At 71.6% G+C, this 19,015-nt stretch carries 11 protein-coding genes and 1 pseudogene; 6 read left to right on the top strand and 6 right to left on the bottom strand.

Translation table 11 applies throughout. The annotated features are described in order from the left end of the window. From WG209_RS09015 to glgX, 3 genes are all read right to left on the bottom strand, one after another. On the bottom strand, nucleotides 1-1,545 hold the full coding sequence (locus WG209_RS09015; protein WP_337174695.1) for a sulfatase: 1,545 nt from the start codon (nucleotides 1,543-1,545) through the stop codon (nucleotides 1-3). 61 nt (nucleotides 1,546-1,606) lie between these two features. Further along, nucleotides 1,607-4,699: a malto-oligosyltrehalose synthase gene (treY, locus tag WG209_RS09010; RefSeq protein ID WP_337174694.1), complete on the bottom strand. Its 3,093-nt coding sequence runs from the start codon at nucleotides 4,697-4,699 to the stop codon at nucleotides 1,607-1,609. Between the two features lie 171 nt (nucleotides 4,700-4,870). Next, nucleotides 4,871-7,108 (bottom strand): glycogen debranching protein GlgX, encoded by a 2,238-nt coding sequence (gene glgX / locus WG209_RS09005; RefSeq protein WP_337174693.1) that lies wholly within the window; start codon nucleotides 7,106-7,108, stop codon nucleotides 4,871-4,873. Nucleotides 7,109-7,365: 257 nt separating this feature from the next. On the opposite strand from glgX, the gene WG209_RS09000 reads away from it, so the two are divergent. Continuing rightward, the gene (locus tag WG209_RS09000; protein ID WP_337174692.1) at nucleotides 7,366-7,959 is read left to right on the top strand and encodes an ANTAR domain-containing protein; all 594 of its coding nucleotides are present in this window, start codon (nucleotides 7,366-7,368) and stop codon (nucleotides 7,957-7,959) included. Nucleotides 7,960-7,970: 11 nt separating this feature from the next. Here WG209_RS09000 and WG209_RS08995 read toward each other — a convergent pair whose 3' ends face one another. The 3 genes from WG209_RS08995 to WG209_RS08985 all read right to left on the bottom strand — a co-directional run bounded on the left by WG209_RS08995 (nucleotide 7,971) and on the right by WG209_RS08985 (nucleotide 12,843). Beyond that, on the bottom strand, nucleotides 7,971-10,319 hold the full coding sequence (locus WG209_RS08995) for a hypothetical protein (protein WP_337174691.1): 2,349 nt from the start codon (nucleotides 10,317-10,319) through the stop codon (nucleotides 7,971-7,973). 38 nt (nucleotides 10,320-10,357) lie between these two features. After that, on the bottom strand, nucleotides 10,358-11,797 hold the full coding sequence (locus WG209_RS08990) for a matrixin family metalloprotease (RefSeq protein ID WP_337174690.1): 1,440 nt from the start codon (nucleotides 11,795-11,797) through the stop codon (nucleotides 10,358-10,360). Nucleotides 11,798-12,366: 569 nt separating this feature from the next. Then, complete coding sequence (locus WG209_RS08985; protein ID WP_337174689.1) at nucleotides 12,367-12,843, bottom strand: hypothetical protein; 477 nt, start codon at nucleotides 12,841-12,843, stop codon at nucleotides 12,367-12,369. Between the two features lie 590 nt (nucleotides 12,844-13,433). Between WG209_RS08985 and WG209_RS08980 the strand changes: the two genes are divergently transcribed. From WG209_RS08980 to WG209_RS08960, 5 genes and pseudogenes are all read left to right on the top strand, one after another. Beyond that, nucleotides 13,434-15,026: a hypothetical protein gene (locus WG209_RS08980; RefSeq protein WP_337174688.1), complete on the top strand. Its 1,593-nt coding sequence runs from the start codon at nucleotides 13,434-13,436 to the stop codon at nucleotides 15,024-15,026. A gap of 322 nt (nucleotides 15,027-15,348) precedes the next feature. Next, the gene (locus WG209_RS08975) at nucleotides 15,349-15,783 is read left to right on the top strand and encodes a hypothetical protein (protein WP_337174687.1); all 435 of its coding nucleotides are present in this window, start codon (nucleotides 15,349-15,351) and stop codon (nucleotides 15,781-15,783) included. Further along, nucleotides 15,770-16,561: a CpsD/CapB family tyrosine-protein kinase gene (locus WG209_RS08970; protein ID WP_337174686.1), complete on the top strand. Its 792-nt coding sequence runs from the start codon at nucleotides 15,770-15,772 to the stop codon at nucleotides 16,559-16,561. Before WG209_RS08975 ends, WG209_RS08970 begins: the two co-directional genes overlap by 14 nt. Before the next feature lie 17 nt (nucleotides 16,562-16,578). Then, entirely contained in the window at nucleotides 16,579-17,379 is an 801-nt protein-coding gene (locus WG209_RS08965; protein WP_337174685.1) for an AAA family ATPase, read from the top strand. A gap of 167 nt (nucleotides 17,380-17,546) precedes the next feature. Continuing rightward, nucleotides 17,547-19,015 (top strand): annotated as a pseudogene (locus WG209_RS08960) (hypothetical protein); the annotation flags it as partial.

Here is a 19,015-nt window from a genome sequence, read left to right as displayed (position 1 = left end):
TCACGGCGAGGCCGCCGGGAACGGGGAGTTGCCGTAAGCCTCGCGGGGGAACGTCGCCGGGACTTTCAGCTCCTGGCGCAGCCGCTCAAGCTCGCGCTTCAGCTCGTCGACGACCGGCTTGCGGGTGGGATCGTCGTGCACGTTCCGCAGCTCGTGGGGGTCTTCCTGGAGATCGAACAACTCCCAGGCGTCGAGGTCGGGCGCGTCGAAGCGGACGAGCTTGTAGCGATCGGTGACGACTCCGAAATGCGGGCGGACGCGGTGCGCGTCCGGGTACTCGAAGTACTGGTAGTAGAAGCTGGTCCGCCAGTCGGCCGGCGCCTCGCCCCGGAGGATGGGGACGAGCGACCTGCCCTGGATCTCGGGCGGGACCGCGACCCCCGCGGCCTCCAGGAACGTCGGGGCGAAGTCGATGACCGAGACGATGCGGCCCTCCGTCGTCCCGGGCTCCACGACGCCCGGCCAGCGGACCAGGAGGGGCGTCCTGAGCGATTCCTCGAAGATCCAGCGCTTGTCGAACCAGCCGTGCTCGCCCAGGTAGAAGCCCTGGTCGGAGGCGTAGACGACGATGGTATTGTCGGCCAATCCCTCGTCGTCCAGGTACTTGAGGATGCGGCCGACGTTCTCGTCGATCGCCTTCACGCATCCCAGGTAGTCGTGCAGGTAGCGGTTGTACTTCCAGCGGACGAGCGCCTCGCCCTGGAGGTTCGCGGCCCGGAACGCCTCGTTGCGGGGCTTGTAGTATGCGTCCCACGCGGCGCGCTCCTCGGGGGTGAAGCGCTCGCGGAAGTCGTTGAGCTTGAGGTCGTTGGCGTTCATCGTCCGGGCGATGGTCATGTCCTGGTCGCGCTCGGCGAGCGATCGCCCGGAGTAGTCGTCGAACAGCGTCGGGGGCGCGGGATACTCGCGGTCTCCGTCGTGGCCCAGGTGGCGGATCGGCGGCGACCAGGGGCGATGCGGCGCCTTGTGCTGGGACATCAGCAGGAACGGCCGCGACTTGTCGCGCCTCTTGAGCCAGTCGAGCGAGACGTCGGTGACGAGGTCCGTGACGTAGCCCTCGCGGCGCGAGCGGACGCCCATCTCGATCATGTCGGGCGCGTAGTAGAGCCCCTGCCCCGGCAGGATGTTCCAGTAGTCGAAGCCGGTGGGCTCGGAGACCAGGTGCCACTTGCCGACCATCGCCGTCTGATAGCCGGCGGCGCGGAGGAGCTTCGGGAAGGTCGACTGGTTGCCGTCGAAGCGGCTGTTGGCGTTGTTGTAGAAGCCGTTGATGTGATTGTACGTGCCGGTGAGCACCGAGGCCCGGCTGGGACCGCAGATGGAGTTCGGCACCAGGCAGCGGTCGAACCGCGCCCCCTCGCGAGCGACGCGGTCGAGGTTCGGAGTCTCCAGCAGGTCCCTCGGGTCCCCGTAGGCGCCGATGGCCTGGTAGGCGTGGTCGTCCGAGAAGATGAAGACGATGTTCGGCCGTCTCGGGGCCTCCTCGGCGGAGGCCCCGGAGGCGGCCAGGGCGGCCAGCAGGGCGAGCGTCATTCGGGCGGTCATGGGCGTGTCGGCTCCCGGCGGTCGTGGGATCGGCCCCCCCGATCCGTCGTCGCCGATCTTCTCACGCCTCGACGAGCAGGGCGACCGGGAAGTGGGCGAAGAGGACGGCGGCGGGGACGGCGGGGACGCCGTCGCGGTCCTCGACGACCACCTCGGCGCCGGTGAAGACGTCGCGATATCGCGAGCCCGGCGCGACGTCGTGGAGGCGGACGACGGTGTCGCCCCAGGCCTCCTCGCCGATCGGGGTCCGGACGGCGATGGGCAGCCGGGTCGAGAGCCTGGGGACGGCGACGATCGCCGTCCGGCCCTCATGCCGCCGCAGGAACGCGAAGATGGAGGCTTCCCGCTTCCCGGCCGGCTGGAGCGGATGATACTCCCCCTCGGCGAAGAGCGCCGGGGCCGCCTTGCGGGCGTGCAGCGCCCGCCAGTGGAGGTAGAGCTTGGCCCGGCCGTCGCTGTGCCCCTCGGCCAGCTCGCGGGCCAGCGCCGAGCGGTCGTCCCCCGCGTCCTCGGCGCGTCGGATCAGCTCGTCGAGCATCGCCTCGCGGAGCGCGTAGTCGACGGGTCGGCGGTTGTCCGGGTCGACGAGGCTGAAGTCCCACAGCTCCGTCCCCTGATAGGTGTCCGGCACCCCCGGCGAGGCGAGCTTCAGCAGGGACTGGGACAGCCCGTTGACGCGGCCGTGGCGGGCGATCATCGCCTGGAACGGGATGAAGTCGCGGAAGAACGCGGCGTTCCCGCGGCGATCGAGGATGTCGACGAGGAAGCCGTCGAGGGCGGCCTCGTAGTCCTCCGAGGGGTTCTGCCAGCTCGTGTGGACCTTGGCCTCGCGCGTCGCCTTGACCATGTAGGCCCGGATCCGGTCGCGGAAGGCCTCCAGGGCCTCGTCGTCCAGCTCCCCCGCGGGCCACGCGCCCAGGAGGAGCTGATACAGCAGGTATTCCTCGTTGCGCCCGGGGACCTGGGAGCCGTCGGCCAGGCCGCGGTGGTGCCGCATGTTGAGGCCGGCCCAGCGGACGAAGGCGTCGAACCAGTCGTCGGGAATCTCGGACAGGACGTTGATCCGGGCGCGGACGTCCTCGCTCCGCTTGGTGTCGTGGGTGGACAGGGCCGACAGGGCGTACGGGTGGCGGGTGGCGCGGTCGGCGAGCCACTTGTGGAGCGAGTCGGCCGATGCGCCGAAGTGGTCGGGCTCGCCGCCGACCTCGTTGAGCGAGACCAGGCGGTTGTAGACGTAGAACGCCGTGTCCTCGATCCCCTTGGCCGTCACCGGCGCGGTGACCTGCTGGAACTTGCCGGCGAAGTCGGCCCGCGAGGGCTCGTCCTCGGCCCCCGGCTCGTCGGGGTTGCGGACGTCCAGCAGGACGCGCGAGAGGAAGTCGAAGACCGTCGAGCCGATCAGCGGGTTGCGGCGGCGGGCGCGGCCCACCGCCCGCCCGATCAGCTGACGGTCGTTGGGCGAGACCTCGTCGGCGGTGATGTAGCTGCGATAGACCGGGAACGCCGCGATCACCTCGCGGAGCGCCGTGCGCAGGAGGCTGCGGGTGAAGTCGCGCGCCCGGCGGTCGCGCAGGGCGATCCGCTCGAGCTGGTACGACAGCACGTTCAGCTCGCTGGCGAGCGAGGCGTCCATGATGAGCTGCTTCTTCTCCAGGACGATCTCGCGGAAGGGGGTGGCGTCGTCGATCAGCTCCTCGTACGAGGCCGTGAAGGTCGGCTCGCTGGAGCCGTCGACGTACAGCATGTTCAGGCGGATGAGGGCGTCGTAGCCGGACGTGCCGTGGGTGGCCCACTCGGCCGGCAGCGCCTCGTCGAAGGCGAGGATCTTCTCCACCACGACGTACAGCGGCGGCGGCCGGTCGTCGCCCGGGCGCGCGGACTCGACGACCTCGCGCAGCCGCGGGCCGACCTCGGCCCAGGGGATGGCCTCGGCCTGGGGGCCCTCGTGATGGAGGCGGTGGGCGATGATGAGGAAGAGGGCCGACTGGAGCCGATCGAGGTAGGTTTTCGGGTCGAGCAGGCCGTCGGGGTGGTCGATCCGCAGGCCGGACGCCGGCATGCGCTCGATGATGTCGAAGATGAGGCGGTGGGTCTCGCGGACGACCTCCCAGCGGTCGGCGCGGACGGCGGCCAGGGCGTTGATGTCGAAGAAGCGGCGGTAGTTGATCTCGTCGGAGGCGACTCGCCAGTACGCCAGGCGGTAGGGCTGGGCCTGGAGCAGCACGTCGAAGTCGTCGAAGGAGCGCGGGTCGCCCGGCTCGCCGTCGAGGTCGTCCAGCGCCCGGTCGACTGCCTGGGCCGCGGCGGGGGAGGCCTCCAGCAGGGCGGCGAGCCGACGCTTGACGACCTCCTTCTCGCGGTGGCGCTCGGCGACGCGGTCGGGTTCGGTCTCGTGGTGGCCGGGGAGGTTGCGGACGGCGGTGAGGATGCTCTGGAACTCGAGGGTCTCCTCGGCCTCCTCCCCCAGCGCCTCGACGATGGGCGTCAGGGCCGGCTCCAGGAGGGCGCGGTAGCTCGCCGGGTCCAGGGGGAAGCGGTGGTCGTGGTAGGAGACGTGGAACGAGCCCCCCTCGCGGACCAGCTTCAGCTCGCCGTTCTCCAGGACGTCGCCGTAGAGGCCGCCGAGGACCGGCAGGAGGACGCGGCCGCGGTTCTCGGGCCGGGTGGAGGCGGCCCAGTCGATGTCGAACGAGCCGGCGTGGACGGACGCCTGGCCGTTCTCCAGGACGTCGTTCCACCAGGGGTTCTCGTTGCCGAGGATCCCCATGTGGTTGGGGACGACGTCCAGGAGGAGGCCCATCCCGCGCCCGCGGAGGGCGTCCAGCATGGCCTCGTGGTCCTCGTCGGTCCCGATCTCGGGGTTGAGCCTGGAGTGGTCGGTGATGTCGTAGCCGTGGGTGCTGCCGGGGGCGGCCTTCAAGTAGGGGGAGGTGTACAGGTCCGTGATCCCCAGCTTCTCCAGGTAGGGGACGATCGCGAGGGCGTCGCGGAACGTGAACCCGGCGTGGAGCTGCACGCGGTACGTCGCCGTCGGCGTGACGCGGCGGCGGGCCGCCTCGGCCCGCGCGGCGGCCAGCAGGGACTCGACGTGGGCGTCGAGGGGGGACGTCTCCGGGGGGGCGTCAGTCGCGGCGTTGTCGGTCGTCGCGTCCATCGGGCGGGGCTCCTTTGCATCGGGGTCTCGCGGCGAGCCCGGGGCGGACATGATACCGCGGGTCGCTTCGGCGTCGCGCCCGGTCGTCGGAAATCCATGAAAAATCCCCCCTCGCCCGCGGGGGGAGGGGGGAGACGCGTCGACTCTCGGCCGCGGGACCGCGGGACCGCCTCACGCCCCGCGCTGGGGGATCGGCTTCGCGGAGGGGATGGCCGGCTCCGGGGCGTTGGCCTCGCGGCGAAGGACCTCCACCTGCCGGGCGGAGACCTCGGACTGCGCGTCGTCCAGCTCGCGGGTGAAGAAGACGGCCATGGAGCGGGCCTGGAGATCGTAGACGAAGCCCCCCTCGGCGACCAGGGGCTCCTGGTCGTCGGCGAAGGTCTCCAGCTCTCGCCGCCAGACCTGCCCCTCCTTGGTGGCGGGCAGGGTGAACGGGATGGGCTCGTGGTGGGCGTTCAGCAGGACCAGCGCCGTGTCGTCGACGATGGGCTCGCCGCGCTCGTCCACGTCGCCGATCAGGTCGCCGGCCAGGCGGACGCCCAGGCACTTCACGAACCCGGCGTCCCAGTCCTCGTCGGTCATCTCCGCCCCCGAGGGGACCAGGAACGAGATGTCCTTGATCTCGGAGCCCCGCAGGGCGCGGCCCTGGAAGAACTTCCGGCGCCGGAAGACCGGGTGCTCGTGGAACAGCCGGGTGACGCGGCGGGTGAAGTCGAGGAAGCTCTTGCGCTCGTCGTCCAGGTTCCAGTCGAGCCACGACAGCTCGTTGTCCTGGCAGTAGGTGTTGTTGTTCCCCCCCTGGGAGTGGCAGATCTCGTCGCCGGCCAGGAGCATCGGGACGCCCTGGGAGAGGAGCAGGGTCGTCATGAAGTTGCGCTTCTGGCGCATGCGGAGGGCGAGGATCTCGGGGTCGTTGGTCGGGCCCTCGGCCCCACAGTTCCAGGAGTCATTGTTGGAGGCACCGTCGCGGTTGTCCTCGCCGTTGGCCTCGTTGTGCTTCTCGTTGTAGGAGACCAGGTCGTTGAGCGTGAAGCCGTCGTGGCAGGTGACGAAGTTGATGCTGGCGAACGGGGCCCGGCCGTTCTGCTGGTACAGGTCGCTGGAGCCGGCGAGGCGGCTGGCGAACTCGGAGACCGTGCCGCCGTCCCCCTTCCAGAACCGGCGGACGTTGTCGCGGTACATGCCGTTCCACTCGGTCCACAGGGCGGGGAAGTTGCCGACCTGATACCCGCCGGGGCCCACGTCCCACGGCTCGGCGATCAGCTTCACCTGCGAGAGGATCGGGTCCTGGTGGATGATGTCGAAGAACGCCCCCAGCCGGTCGACCTCGTACAGCTCGCGGGCGAGCGTGCTGGCCAGGTCGAACCGGAAGCCGTCGACGTGCATGTCGACGACCCAGTAGCGCAGGCTGTCCATGATGAGCTGCAGCACGTGCGGCTGGCTCATGTCGAAGGTGTTGCCGCAGCCGGTGAAGTCCATGTAATACCGGCGGTCCTCCGGGCTGAGGCGGTAGTACGAGGCGTTGTCGACCCCGCGGAACGAGAGCGTCGGCCCCTGCTGCTGGCCCTCGGCCGTGTGGTTGTAGACCACGTCCAGGATGACCTCGATCCCCGCCGCGTGCAGGGAACGCACCATCATCTTGAACTCGCGGATCGCCGCGAACGGGTCGGCCGGGTTGGTCGAATAGCGCGGGTCGGGGGCGAAGAACCCCAGGGTGTTGTAGCCCCAGTAGTTGACCAGGCCGCGGTCGGTGAGGAACTGGTCGTCGATGTGGTAGTGGACCGGCAGCAGCTCGACCGCGGTGACCCCCAGCGACTTCAGGTGCGCGACGGCCGCCTCCGACGCCATGCCGGCGTAGGTCCCGCGGACCTTGTCCGGGACCTCGGGCATCCGCTGGGTGAAACCCTTGACGTGGACCTCATAGATGAGCGTCTCGTGCCAGGGGGTCAGCGGCGGCCGGTCGTCTCCCCAGGTGAACGACGTGTCGGCCACGGCGGCCAGGGGGGCGAACGCGGCGCTGTCGCGCTTGTCGTAGGCGAGGTCCTGCTCCGGGTCGCCCATCGGGTAGCCGAAGAGCGAGTCGTCCCACTTCAGGTCGCGGCCGATGGACTTGGCGTAGGGGTCGAGAAGCAGCTTGTGCGGATTGAAGCGGTGGCCGTTCGCGGGTTCGAACGGGCCGTGGACGCGATAGCCGTAGAGCTGGCCCGGGACGACGTCCGGGAGGTACTGGTGCCAGACGTTGGCCGTGACCTCGCGTAGCGCGATCGTCGCGGACTCCCGGGTGGAGTCGGGCCCGTCGAAGAGGCAGAGCGTGACGCCATGGGCGTTCTCGGAGAAGATGCTGAAGTTCACTCCCGCCCCATCCCAGGTGGCGCCGAGGGGGAAGGGGCGGCCGGGCCAAACGCGCATGGAGGTGGATCCCTTGGATACCGCTACGGATCGTGATCCCGTGGGACGACGCGACGCGGTCGACTCCCCGCCGGGGCAGGCTCCACCTTGTAGCAAATCCGGCGCCGCGACCCGGCCCCGGCCCGAGACCGCGGACGTCCCGACGCGACCGGGCCCGCCGTGGGCCAAGCGGGCTCTCGGCGACGGTCGCGCCGCCATCGCCCCATTCTGCTAGAATCGGGCCAGGTTCCGCCCGCGGCCGAGGGGAGTCGCCATTCATGAACCGACCGCTACGGATCGCGGTGGCCGACGACGACGCGGCGGCCCGCGAGCACTTGCTGGCCGCGCTGCCGTTGCTGGGGCACGACGTCGTCGCCGCGGTCGGCCACGGCGAGGCCCTGGTCGCCGCCTGCCGCGCCGAGGCGCCGGACCTGCTGATCGTCGACCTCCACATGCCGGGCCTCGGGGGCGTGGAGGCGTCGCGGCGGGTGTACGAGGAATCCCCCCTGCCCGTCGTCCTGGTCTCCGCCCGCCCCGACCCCTCGGCGCTGGGCCGACCCGAGCAGGACCACGTCCTGGCGTTCCTGGTCAAGCCGATCCGGCAGGCCGACCTGGAGCCGGCGATCGTCCTGGCCGTCAGTCGCTTCGAGCAGATCCAGACGCTGCGCCGGGAGGCGGCCGACCTGCGCCAGGCGCTGGAGGATCGCAAGCTCATCGAGCGCGCCAAGGGCGCGCTGATGAGGCGCGCCGGGCTGCCGGAGCACGACGCCTTCCGTCGGCTCCAGCGCCTGGCCAATGACCGCAACCGCAAGCTCGTCGACGTGGCCCGCATGATCCTGACGGCCGAGGAGGCTTACCGCGTCGACGACTGACGCGACGGGGGTCAGCCGTGCCGCGGCCCCGCGGCTCGGGGTCGACTTGCGGCCCTCGACATGAAGCGAGGCCCGCGCAGCAGCGGCTTGAAGGGCGCCGACACCGCGGCGGCGGCCGCGGCCGCCTCGCGGGCGATCTTCCGCTTGGACCACCAGCGGCGGGAAGCCCGGCGGAGGTGGAACGTCGACGCCGTGATGAACAGGACGGTGAACGGCAGTTCCAGGGCCGACCGCTGGACCCTGCCCCCCGACCCGTTGAGCTCGGCGTCGGCGTCGGGGTCACCGGCCTGGACCTGGGCCTGGGCCCCGGCATCGGTCGGCGGGACGGCGTCGCCGTCGGCGGCCGGCGCGGGCCCCTCCACAAGCCATTGGAGCCGGCCGAGGATGGCGTCCGCCACGCGCTCCGCGCGGTCGAGGGCGTCGGAGTCGGCGTCGGGCGCGGACTCGGCCGCCGCGAGGGCGACCATGTCATCGCGGGGAACGATCGCCTTTTGGGGGGCGTCGTCGGCCCGCGAGGGCGTGATCAGGATCGGGCCCAATCCGCTCGCCAAATCGTCCTCCCCGGCCCACGCGACGCTCATCGACGCCCCGATGGTGGGGGGCCCCAACGGTCCCACCGGCGCGACGACGTCCCCGGTCGGCGTCGGCCGGCCGACCGGCTTGGATCCGGCCCCGTAGGCCCACGGCGACGGGCCGAGCGCCGACCGGCCCGCGCCCGTCGCCGCGGCCGCCGTGTCGAGGGCCGGGACGGCCGGCTTGGCGACCGGCGCGGGCGACTGGGGCGTGGACGCCTCTTCTCCCATCCCGAGCCCGATCGCCCCCCGGCTGCCGACCGCCCGGGCGATCAGCCAGGCCGCCGGCGTCGTGGCCTCGTTGAGCTTCCACGACCCGGCCAGCGGTCGCTCGCCGACGGCGACGATCCGGATCACGAAGTTCCCCGCGCCCGGATTGATCCAGGACTCGCCCGAGTACGAACCGATCCCGTCCGACACGACGATGGGGCCGTCGGGCCCGCCGAGCACCTCGACGCGCATGCCGCCGGAGTCCAGGATCGAGGCGAGGATCAGCGACTCCCCGTCCCTCAGCGTGATGGGAATCTCCAGCGTCTCCCCCGGCGGGAGGTCGAACCGGCCCGCCGCGATCAGGCCGCTCCGGGGGGGCGCGAGGCCGGCGCCGGCCTCGACGGACGAGACGCTCCACGACGCCAGCGTGCCGGCCGGGAGGCCCTCGGCGACGGGGGGGCGGCCGATGAGGTCGGCCAACGGCCGGTCGCCCGCGACCAGGAGCCGATACTCGCCCGCCGGCAGCGGCGCGTCGAACTCGAACCGCGCGGCGGTCAGGCCCTCGTCGACCGACACCAGCCTCGCGGCGTGGATCGCCCCGAAGGCGTCGACGACCGCGATGGCGTCCGGGCGCAGCCGCGCCGGGTCGATCGGCGAGGAGAAGGTGATCTGGAACCCGGATGGCCCCGCCCCCGACCGCTCCAGGACGAACGACGACACGCGGGTCTGCGAGACGACGGGGCTCGCGACCAGGTTCAGGCGGTACGCGCCGCCAGGGGCCCCCGCGGCCCTGGAGACGACCACCGTGTACTCGCCCGGCGCCAGGGCGGCGAACAAGTACGGGTCGTCGGGGTGGTCGGTCGGCAGGCCCGGCCAGGCCGAGACCTCGGCGACCCGCCGGCCGTTCGCGTCGAGGACGGTCAGGCCGGCGATGAGGCCGCTGCCCATCCGGTCGGCGTCGAGTTGGAGGCCCAGCCGCCAGAGCCCAGGCCCGTCGTGCAGGCGGATCTTGTAGGAGTCGGCGGCCGCCATCCCGTCCAGGCTGCCCGCGACCGCGCGGATCTCCGGGCCGACGTCGCCCAGGTCGGTCGCGACGGCCTCGGCCTTCACCTCGAATTCGGCGATCGCGTGGTCCCCCGCCGGGTCCCAGCGCCCTGGCGCATAGGTGGACGCCAGGCCCGTGCCGCCGAGGACCACGATCCGATAGCGGCCGGATTCCAGCCTCGATGGCAGGGCGAGCGTGACCGTCTCGCCCGCGATGGACGCCGGGGCCCATCGATTCGCCTCGACGACCGTGACTTCCGAGCCGTCGGGGGCCACCCGTCGCAGCTCGACGCTGGCGTCGAACCAGAGGAACTCGGCGGGGCCTCCCATGTGGAGGACCAGCGTCGACGGGGCATCGGCCACGTTGATGGTCGAGCCGTCGGCGGGCGACGCGGTGAGTTGAGGGCGGGCGAAGGCGGGGAAGTCGGCCGGGGGGCTCATCCCCGACAGGCCCGCGCCCGCGTGGGATGGGGTCCGTCGGGCCTCCAGGCGATCGATCGCGGGGCCGCTCCATTTTCGGGATCGTCGCTTCATCGTCGCACCCTCGCCTTCTCCACGTCGCCCGCGCCGGCTCAGGCCGGCTTCCGGGCCCTCATCCGCCCGCCGAACGCCGGCGAGGCGTCGTCATCACCGGAGCCCCACGCCGAGAGGGCCTCGTCCAGGAAACCGATCGCGATCCACGACCCCCCCCGCGAGGAGGCGGAGACATCCTGGCGGAGGGCCTGGCCCCACGCGGCGCCGAGGGGCGGGGCCGCCGCCGCGACGACGCTCGTCGTGGCCGTCGGGTCGGCGGGCGGGATCGTGTACGTGTGCCCCTGGCCGATCAGCGAGCCGATGCGGACCGTCTCGTCGTCGTGCGCGCCCGCCCCGGCATCGGCGGTCATCGACATGAAGCCCCCCCCCGTGCCGGGCTGGTGCGGGATGACCGTGTACGGGGGCTGGAACGGGGTCAGCGGGTTGGTCCCGAAGTTGATCTGCAGCCCGTAGGAGCCGGTCGACCCGCCCCACGACGCGGGGGATAGCTTGATGAAGAAGCCCTGCCCGATCGCGCCGTGGACGGTGAGCGTGGCCGTGTCGCCGAAGCCGGCCGTCGCCGCGGTCCCCTTGAGGTTCAGCGACGCGTCGTAGACCGTGATCTGCGGCGTCAGCGAGCTGAGCCCGGCCGACTGCATCCGCACGGTGAAGCCGCCGACGCTGTCGGCCGGGATCGTCACCCAGAACCACTCGGCCTGGCCGGGCATCGTGATGTTCAGGTTCGGGACCGTGATCTGGTTCAGCCCGTTCCGCCAGGTGTCCAGGCTCTTCGCCTCCCAGTAGTACAGGTTCGAGTTCCCGTAGCTGTTCCAGTCGTCGAAGCGTCGGGCGCCGTAGATGGCGCGGATGCCGGCGGTGTCGTCGGCGTGGAGGGACTGCTTCCCGCCGACGTAGTACTGGTACATGGCGGCGTTGTAGATGGCGCTGTGATCCATCCCCAGCGCGTGGCCCAACTCGTGGATCGCGACTGTCTGAAGGTCGTAGGTGGCGTTGACGTTCCAGGGGATCGTCGAGTTCAGGACGATGTCCCCCGCGAGGGTACCGCCGTTGATCTGCGGGGGGGCGAAGGCGAGGGCCAGGGTGCCCGAGCCCTGCGCGATCGCGCCGATGCGGATGTCCCCGACGCGCGAGTCCCCCTGCTGGTGGCCGTACTCGCCGAACGGCATGCCGTTGTCGGAGACCTGCACCAGGTTGATGCCGGCCACCGCCTGCCAGGCGGCCGCCGCGCGCTGGAACGCCACCTGCCAGGTGGACTCCCACATCCTGGCGGTCAGGCTCTGGTACAGGGTGCTGGGCGTCCCGCCGATCGAGGTGCCGTCGGGGGCGAAGCTGTAGGTGATCCGCGAGCCGTACACCCAGTTCCCGCCGAGGGCGCCATACATGAGCAGCCGCTCCTCCAGGCCTTCCAGCGCGGGGCGTGCGTGGCGGGGCGACGAGGAGGAGTTCCCGTGGCGCGAACGGCCGTTCGAATGACTCATGTTCGTTGCACTCCCTTGAGCTGCCGATCAGGATGAGCCCCGGCCTCGGTCGTCCCTGGCGACGAGTGGGACGGCCGTCACCGGCCGCCGCCGCCCGCGCGTCTATTGGGGCTTCCAAGGACACCCTAGGTCGCCATTTCCAGGCGCGCCAGGTTTTCTGAGAAATCGTGTCCGGTCGACGACGACCGGGGCACGATCCTGGGCCGACCCCGGCGGCGTTGCCGAGGATCGCCGGGGACCCGTAAATGCGTGCCCGCAAGGTAACACCGGTTCGCGGCGTCGGCCATGATTGCGCGCCGGAATCAACGGCCGTGGGGCATCCTGCGGAGGAACGGCCTTTTCGAGACGATGGGCGACGTCGGAGCGGCGACATGGCTCCAGACGATCCGGCGGGTTTCGTGAGGTGGGAGAGGGAGAGGAAGCGAGGCGGGTACCCGAACGCGAGGCGCGCGAAACGACGCCGACGCCGCGTCCGGGTTGAGACGCGACGTCGGCGGGCCTATGCTTTAGCGTGCGAGACGACTAAGCAAGCGGCATCCCGGACGAGAGAACTCGGCCAGGGGCGGATTTCACCAGGCCTGCGGGGCGGCCTTGACCGGAGCCTGCGGGGCGGCCTGGGGCGCGGGAGCGACCTTCACAGGGGCCTGGGGCGCGGGAGCGACCTTGACCGGGGCCTGCGGGGCCGGGGCGACCTTGACCGGGGCCTGGGGCGCGGGAGCGACCTTGACCGGGGCCTGCGGGGCCGGGGCGACCTTCACAGGGGCCTGCGGGGCCGGGGCGACCTTCACAGGGGCCTGCGGGGCCGGGGCGACCTTGACCGGGGCCTGCGGGGCCGGGGCGACCTTCACAGGGGCCTGGGGCGCGGGAGCGACCTTGACCGGGGCCTGGGGCGCGGGAGCGACCTTGACCGGGGCCTGGGGCGCGGGAGCGACCTTGACCGGGGCCTGCGGGGCCGGGGCGACCTTCACAGGGGCCTGCGGGGTGGGGCTTTGGGGAGATAGTTGACCCGAGACGCTCAGGGCAACAATAAGAACCGCACTGGTCATCGCGATGTCCTCTGTGCTTGGTAATGTCGGTCGACGTCTCGATCGACTCGGTGTGCTGAGAGTCCCCTGGTGATCTGGTCACGGCCGATGATGGACAACGTCCGATCGCAACACCACCGCCCTGTCGAGCCCCGATCGCCGTGCCCGTGGGCATGGCGACGGGGCCTGCCCCGCCGTCCGTTATGGGAGGAGCAGCCTGCTAGGCCTTGGTTGGTGGCGGAAACGCGGGCCCGGTCTTCATGGCCGATGCTCGCGCTCCACCCCAGGGGTGGCCAGAGCAGGTTATCGGCATCGGCTCGCGGGGCGTTGAGGGAAGATGGGGAAATCGAGAATCTGCCTCGGGGCGGTATTCTGGGCGTGATAGGCGACTTTGATGTCTTTGCCGGGAATCAAGAGGATGGGTGGTCGCGGGTAGGAAATCGGATCGTCCCGCGATGGATCGGACGCCGAACCTTCATGAGGTTTGGCACGGAGTCGTCGTCGTGCCGTGGCGGTCGAGCATGAGGCGTCGGTCGGGGGCAGGGTGGCCCCGCGACGTTTCGCGCGGCACGGGTTCGGCGTCTTCACTCTCACGGGTATTGGGAGGCAGCATGCGTATCGGCAACCGGCTCGGCGGCGCTATGTTCGGGTTGGTCGTCGCCCTGTGGGGGACGAGCGCCCTCGCGCAGTCCGCGGAGCAAGTCGCGGCCGTCCCCTTGGGGGGCTCGCTCGGGGCCAGGGAAGGCGAGCGCTATTATGGGGTCTACGTCCCAACCCGCTTCGGGGGCGAGCTGACCATCACGACGAGCGACGGGAAGGTGGAGGAGCTGAAGGGGCCCGACGGGGCGGCGAGGGTCAACGGCCAGGAGATCGGCCTGGACCGGCAGGGATGGTACACCTTCAAGGTGACGGGGGCGAAGAAGCCCTATGAAGTGGAGACGAAGTTCGTCCAGACGGCCCACAGCAAGAAGAAGCCCTGGAACTTCTACTACTGGCCGACGAAGGCCGACGCGCTGCACGAGCCGTGGGCCGGCGGCAACGGTCGGGTCGACACCTTCGACCTGAAGGGGGACGACGTTAGGCTCGTGACCCCCGGCGGGTACGTCGAGCCCGGCAAGGACATCGTGATGGCCGGCCCCAACGGCCTGCTGGAGACCCGCCCCTCCCCGGGCGACGAGCTGACCTGGTTCCCGAACCTGTACGACGACCTGTTCGGCTATCACCCCGACGGCACCATGTTCGAGAGCCCCGCCCCCCTGCTGAAGTACGACCAGCTGTTCGGCACCCCGGCCCGCGCGTGGGAGGCGGCCAACACGCAGAACCACGACGTCAGCCGGTGGCCCGGGCACTGCCTCGGCGGCGCGGTGGCGTCCATCTTCTTCGAGGATCCCATCCCCGCGCCGGGGACGGGCATGAGCAAGGACGAGCTGAAGGCCCTCTACGCCGAGCTGGGGGAGAACCACCTCAACCACCGCATCGGCGACTACGCCACCGACATCCCCGCCGGCCCCCCCCGGCCGGGCCCCGACCCGACCGACTGGAAGGTCTCCCGCGTCCACGCGATGCTGGAGACCCACGTCCGGGGCGAGCGCCAGGCGCTGCTGGCCAACATGCGCGCCTTCCCGCCGCGCGGCAGCGAGTTCGAGGTCTGGAACCAGGCGATCTACAAGTACGTCGCCGAGTACAAGGCCATCCCCGGCCGCGGCCCGCGCGCCGTCCTCATCAATATCGACGTCCACTGCAACTCCGGCTCGGCGCTCAACGGCCAGGACGAGAAGGACCGCGTCGTGCAGTATGAGTACAGCCTGGTGTACGGGCTGGACGGCCGGGTCGACGAGACCAACCCCGGCGCGGCCGACTGGATCGCCGTCCGCGGCGAGGCCCTGTTCGCCCCGCTGAACGTCCTGGAGGTCCTGAGCTCCGCGTGGTCGGGCCATAACCCGTACGTGACGCTGGAGAACGTCCGCTCGCTGGACCTCGCCAACGGCGGCGCCGCCAATCCCCGGTTCGCCGGCCGGCCGCCGGAGTTCCTCCCGGTCGCCCGCTTCGAGGCCGGACGCCAGGTGCCGGGCGGCGGCGGGTCGATGTTCGCCAACGGGGCCGCGAACGGGTCGAACCCGGCGTTCGCCAACGGCATGGACCCCAATTCGGCGGCGAACTCCTCGCGGCGCAGCAGCTTCTTCGGCTTCTTCCGCGGCCGCTGACCCCCTCGCCCGCGACGACGTCCGCAACACTCCCCGCCCGGCCGGACCTCGCGTCCCGTCGGGCGGTTCCATTTCGAACCTCGGCCGTCGTAATCGTCGCGACCCGCGCAGGCGGCGGATCGGGAGCGGCCTCGGGACCGGACGTTCTTCGCGCTCCGGCATTTTCGTCACGGCTGTTCAAGTTTCGCGGCGGCGAGGCCGATTCTAGAACCATCGCGAGAGTGGACGACCGGGCCGCATCCCCAGGTGATCGACGGCCCTCCTCCGCTCCCGGCGTCCTTACGCAATCCAGCCGGCATCGAATGAATCGGGGGCGACCGTCATGATTCCTCTCCTCGCGACCGCGGACGACGCGACCGCCGAATCCGACGGCGGCGGCTTCGAGTGGGGCGCGGCGCTGATCTCCATCCCCGACGTCGGCCCGATCCGCCCCCTGCCGACCCCCGCCGAGCGTTGGGAGAGAGAATGGGCCGAGCAGGCCCGGGCGCGGGCGGCCGCGCGACGGCCCCGCAGGCGGGTCCGGCGCGAGATCCGGGTCGCGGCGTGCCTCTGCCTGGCGTTCGCGCCGGTGGCGACGGCCGTGGGGGCCTGGGGCCTGGCCCAGCCGCGTCGGGCGGGGGCTTCCGAGGTCGCCGCCGCCCCGGCGATCCGGCTGTCGATCAAGCCCGTCGAGGCCGAGCCCGAGGCGCGGGTCTCGCTGCCGGGGTACGTCCTTCCCGCCGAACGTCGCGAGGAGCCGTCGCATGAGGGAAGTTGACGAGGCCTTGAGTCGCGCCTTCGCCATCAAGGAGGCCTCGACGCCGTCGACGGCCGAGGCCCACGCCGCCCCGCGTCGGCCGTCGTCGAAGGGCGCGGCCCGGCCGTCCCGCGTCTTCCTGCCGCGGTCGCCCGAGCCCGAGACGTCGCCATCCCGCCTCGCCTGGCCCGAGATCGTGGCCGTGCTGGAGAGCGAATGGGGCGACCGATTCCTCCAGATGGGGGACCGCGTGCTGGAGGCCCGAGAGCGGGCGGGCGTGCGCGTCCTCCTGTTCACGAGCTGCCACCGCGCCGAGGGACGCTCGACGCTGGTGCTGACGCTGGCCCGCACGCTGGCCCGACGGCCGCTGCGGACGCTGGTCGTCGACGCCGACCTGACCGGGCCGATGCTCGCGCGGTCGCTGGGGCTCCGGCCGAAGGTCGGGCTCGACGACGTGGTCGAGGAAGGGGCGGCGCTCGACGACGCGATCGTCGAGTCCGCGGCGGACAACCTCTGGTTCCTGCCGATGCGGTCGGCCGTGTCGCGGCCCCGCGACTTCCTGGCCTCCGCCGGCTGGACCTGCGCCATGGCGCGGTTGCGACGGGAGTTCGACCTGGTGCTGGTTGACGGCAGCCCGCTGTTCACCGGGCTCTCGGCGGCGGTGCTGCACAACTCGGTGGACGCGGCGGTGCTGGTCCACAGCCGAGACGCGACGAGCGGGCGCTCGATCCTGCGGGCCCGAGAGGTGTTGGAGGGGGGCGGAGTCCCCCTGCTCGGCCTGGCCGAGACGTTCGCCTGAGGCGGCCGGAGGCCACCGTGTACGAGTCGCATTTCGGCCTGAGCGGTCGACCCTTCGGCGAGACCGCGCTTGCGACGGCCTACGTCGCGACCCCCAGCCGCGACGCCGCGATGCGGCGGCTGCGCTACGGCCTGGAGTACGGCCAGGGGCCCGTGCTGCTCATGGGCGCGTCGGGGGTGGGCAAGTCGCTGCTCGCGGGCCGGCTCGCCGCCGACATGGCCGCGACCGCCGTCCACCTCACCTACCCCGCGATGTCGGCCGCCGACCTGCTGGCCTACCTGGCCGAGGAGTTTAGCAGCGGGCCCGTCGAGTCCTCCTCGGCGGCTTCCGCGCTGCGGCGGCTCCGCGAGGCGTTGACGGCGCTGGTCGCGGACGGCGGCCGGCCGATGTTGATCGTCGACGAGGCTCAGCTCCTGCCGGAAGACTCCTTCGAGGTCCTCCGCCTCCTGCTCAACTTCCAGGTGGCCGGCGCGCCGGCTCTGGCGATGGCGGTCGTGGGGTCGGACGACGTGGCCTGGCGGCTCCCCGCGACGCTCCTGGATCGGCTCGCCGCGCGGCATACCCTCCCCTGCCTCACCCTCTCCGAGACCGCCGCCTATGTCGCCGGTAGGCTCGCCGCCGCCGGGGCTCGCGGGCCGCTGTTCATCCCCGAGGCGCTCTCCGCCCTGCACCACGCCGCGCTCGGCGTGCCCAGGCGGCTGAACCACGTGGCAGACCTGGCCCTGCTCATCGGCTTCGCCGAGGGGGCGAAGGTCGTCGACGCCCGCGTCGTCGGCATCGCCGCGCGGGAGTTCCAGGCGGATCACCTCGCGGCCTGAGGCGGCGATCGGCCGCGACGGATCGCGCGAAACCTGGTAAGACCTCGCCGGGCGCGGCACGCCTGGGCCGTATTCCTTCATGGAAGATCCGGACGGTCGCCGCGGACGGAGCGCGCCGCGGAAGTCGGCCGGCGAGACCGCGACCTTTCGACACCGGGGGTTCTGGGATGGGACGTTCATCGGTGCGATTCGAGCGGCGATGGGACGCCGCGATCCTCGGCGTGTGGGTCGCCGGCCTGGCGACCGTGTTCGCCGCATCGCGGGCGGTCGGGGCCGACGACGGCTCGCCGGACGGCGTGGAGGTGCTGACGCGCGGGCCCGTCCACGAGGCCTTCGCCGTCCCGGTGGTCAACGACCCGAAGCCGGGCCTGGTCGCCCCCAAGGCGCCGCCGGAGGCCGTCGAGGAGATGCCCCCGGACCAGAAGCCGGCCGGGCAGGACGTGCGCTGGATCCCCGGCTACTGGAGCTGGGACCAGGACCGGGGCGACTTCCTCTGGATCAGCGGCGTCTGGCGCGAGCCCCCTCCCGGTCGCCAGTGGGTGCCGGGCTACTGGAACCCGGTGGCCGGTGGCGTCCAGTGGATCCCCGGCGCGTGGATCCCGGTCGGCGGCGCCCGGCCGGCGGCCGACGACGGCTTGGCCCTCGCGCAAGGAGAGGCGGCGTATCTCCCCGAGCCTCCCGCCAGCCTGGAGGTCGGCCCCAACATCCCGCAGCCCTCGGCCGAGGTCTTCTGGAGCCCCGGCTGCTGGTTCTGGAACCAGGGGCGCTACGTCTGGCGGCCCGGCTTCTGGGCGGCGGTCCAGCCGGCGTGGGTCTGGGTGCCGGCGCACTACGTCTGGACCCCCGGCGGCTGCCTGTTCGTCGAGGGCTACTGGGACCTACCGCTGGTCAACCGCGGCGTCCTGTTCGCCCCGGTCTATTACGCGCAACCGGTCTACCTGCGCCCGGCGTACGTCTACACGCCGACGATCACCATCGCCGCGCCGGGATTGGTCGCCAACCTGTTCGTGCAGCCGACCTATCACCATTATTGCTTCGGCGATTATTACGATCGCCGGTTCCTGACGGCGGGCGTCTACCCCTGGTTCTCGTTCACCTACGCCTCCGGCCCCCGGCCGCCGGCGTACTACGACCCCCTGTTCACGTTCTACGCCTCGGTGAACGTCCGGAGCAACCCGCGATGGGCGTCGCATTGCCGCGAAGAGTACGTCATGCGTCGCGACAACATCGCGATGCGTCCCCCGCAGACGTACATCGAACAGACGCGCATCGTTCAGAACAACATCAACATCACCCGCAACACGACGGTCATCAACAATAACTTCGATGGCGGTCGCCCCGGCCCGGCGAACGTGATCGGCCGGCCGATCGAGCAGGTGGCGATGCAGCGTCGCGACGGGGACGCGCCCCGGCTGGAGCGGATCGACCCGGCGGCGCGGCGGGAGTGGCGGGATCGTTCGCGGCAGATGACGGACTTCCGCGTCCAGCGCGCCGGTCGCGAGGTCGAGGCCGCCCCGCGCCCCGGCGCCGGCCCCGGCGCGCGTCCCCAGCCGCGGCCGTTCGCGATGTCGCCCTCCCCGGTCGCCGCCCCGCGCGTCGGCCGCGGGACCGGGGCGACGCGGGCGCCGGAGCACGT

The sequence above is a fragment of the Paludisphaera sp. genome, from assembly GCF_037189885.1.
Classification (GTDB): domain Bacteria; phylum Planctomycetota; class Planctomycetia; order Isosphaerales; family Isosphaeraceae; genus Paludisphaera.
The sequence above is the reverse complement of the archived record's forward strand: the minus strand, read 5'-3'. Positions and strand labels throughout refer to the sequence as shown.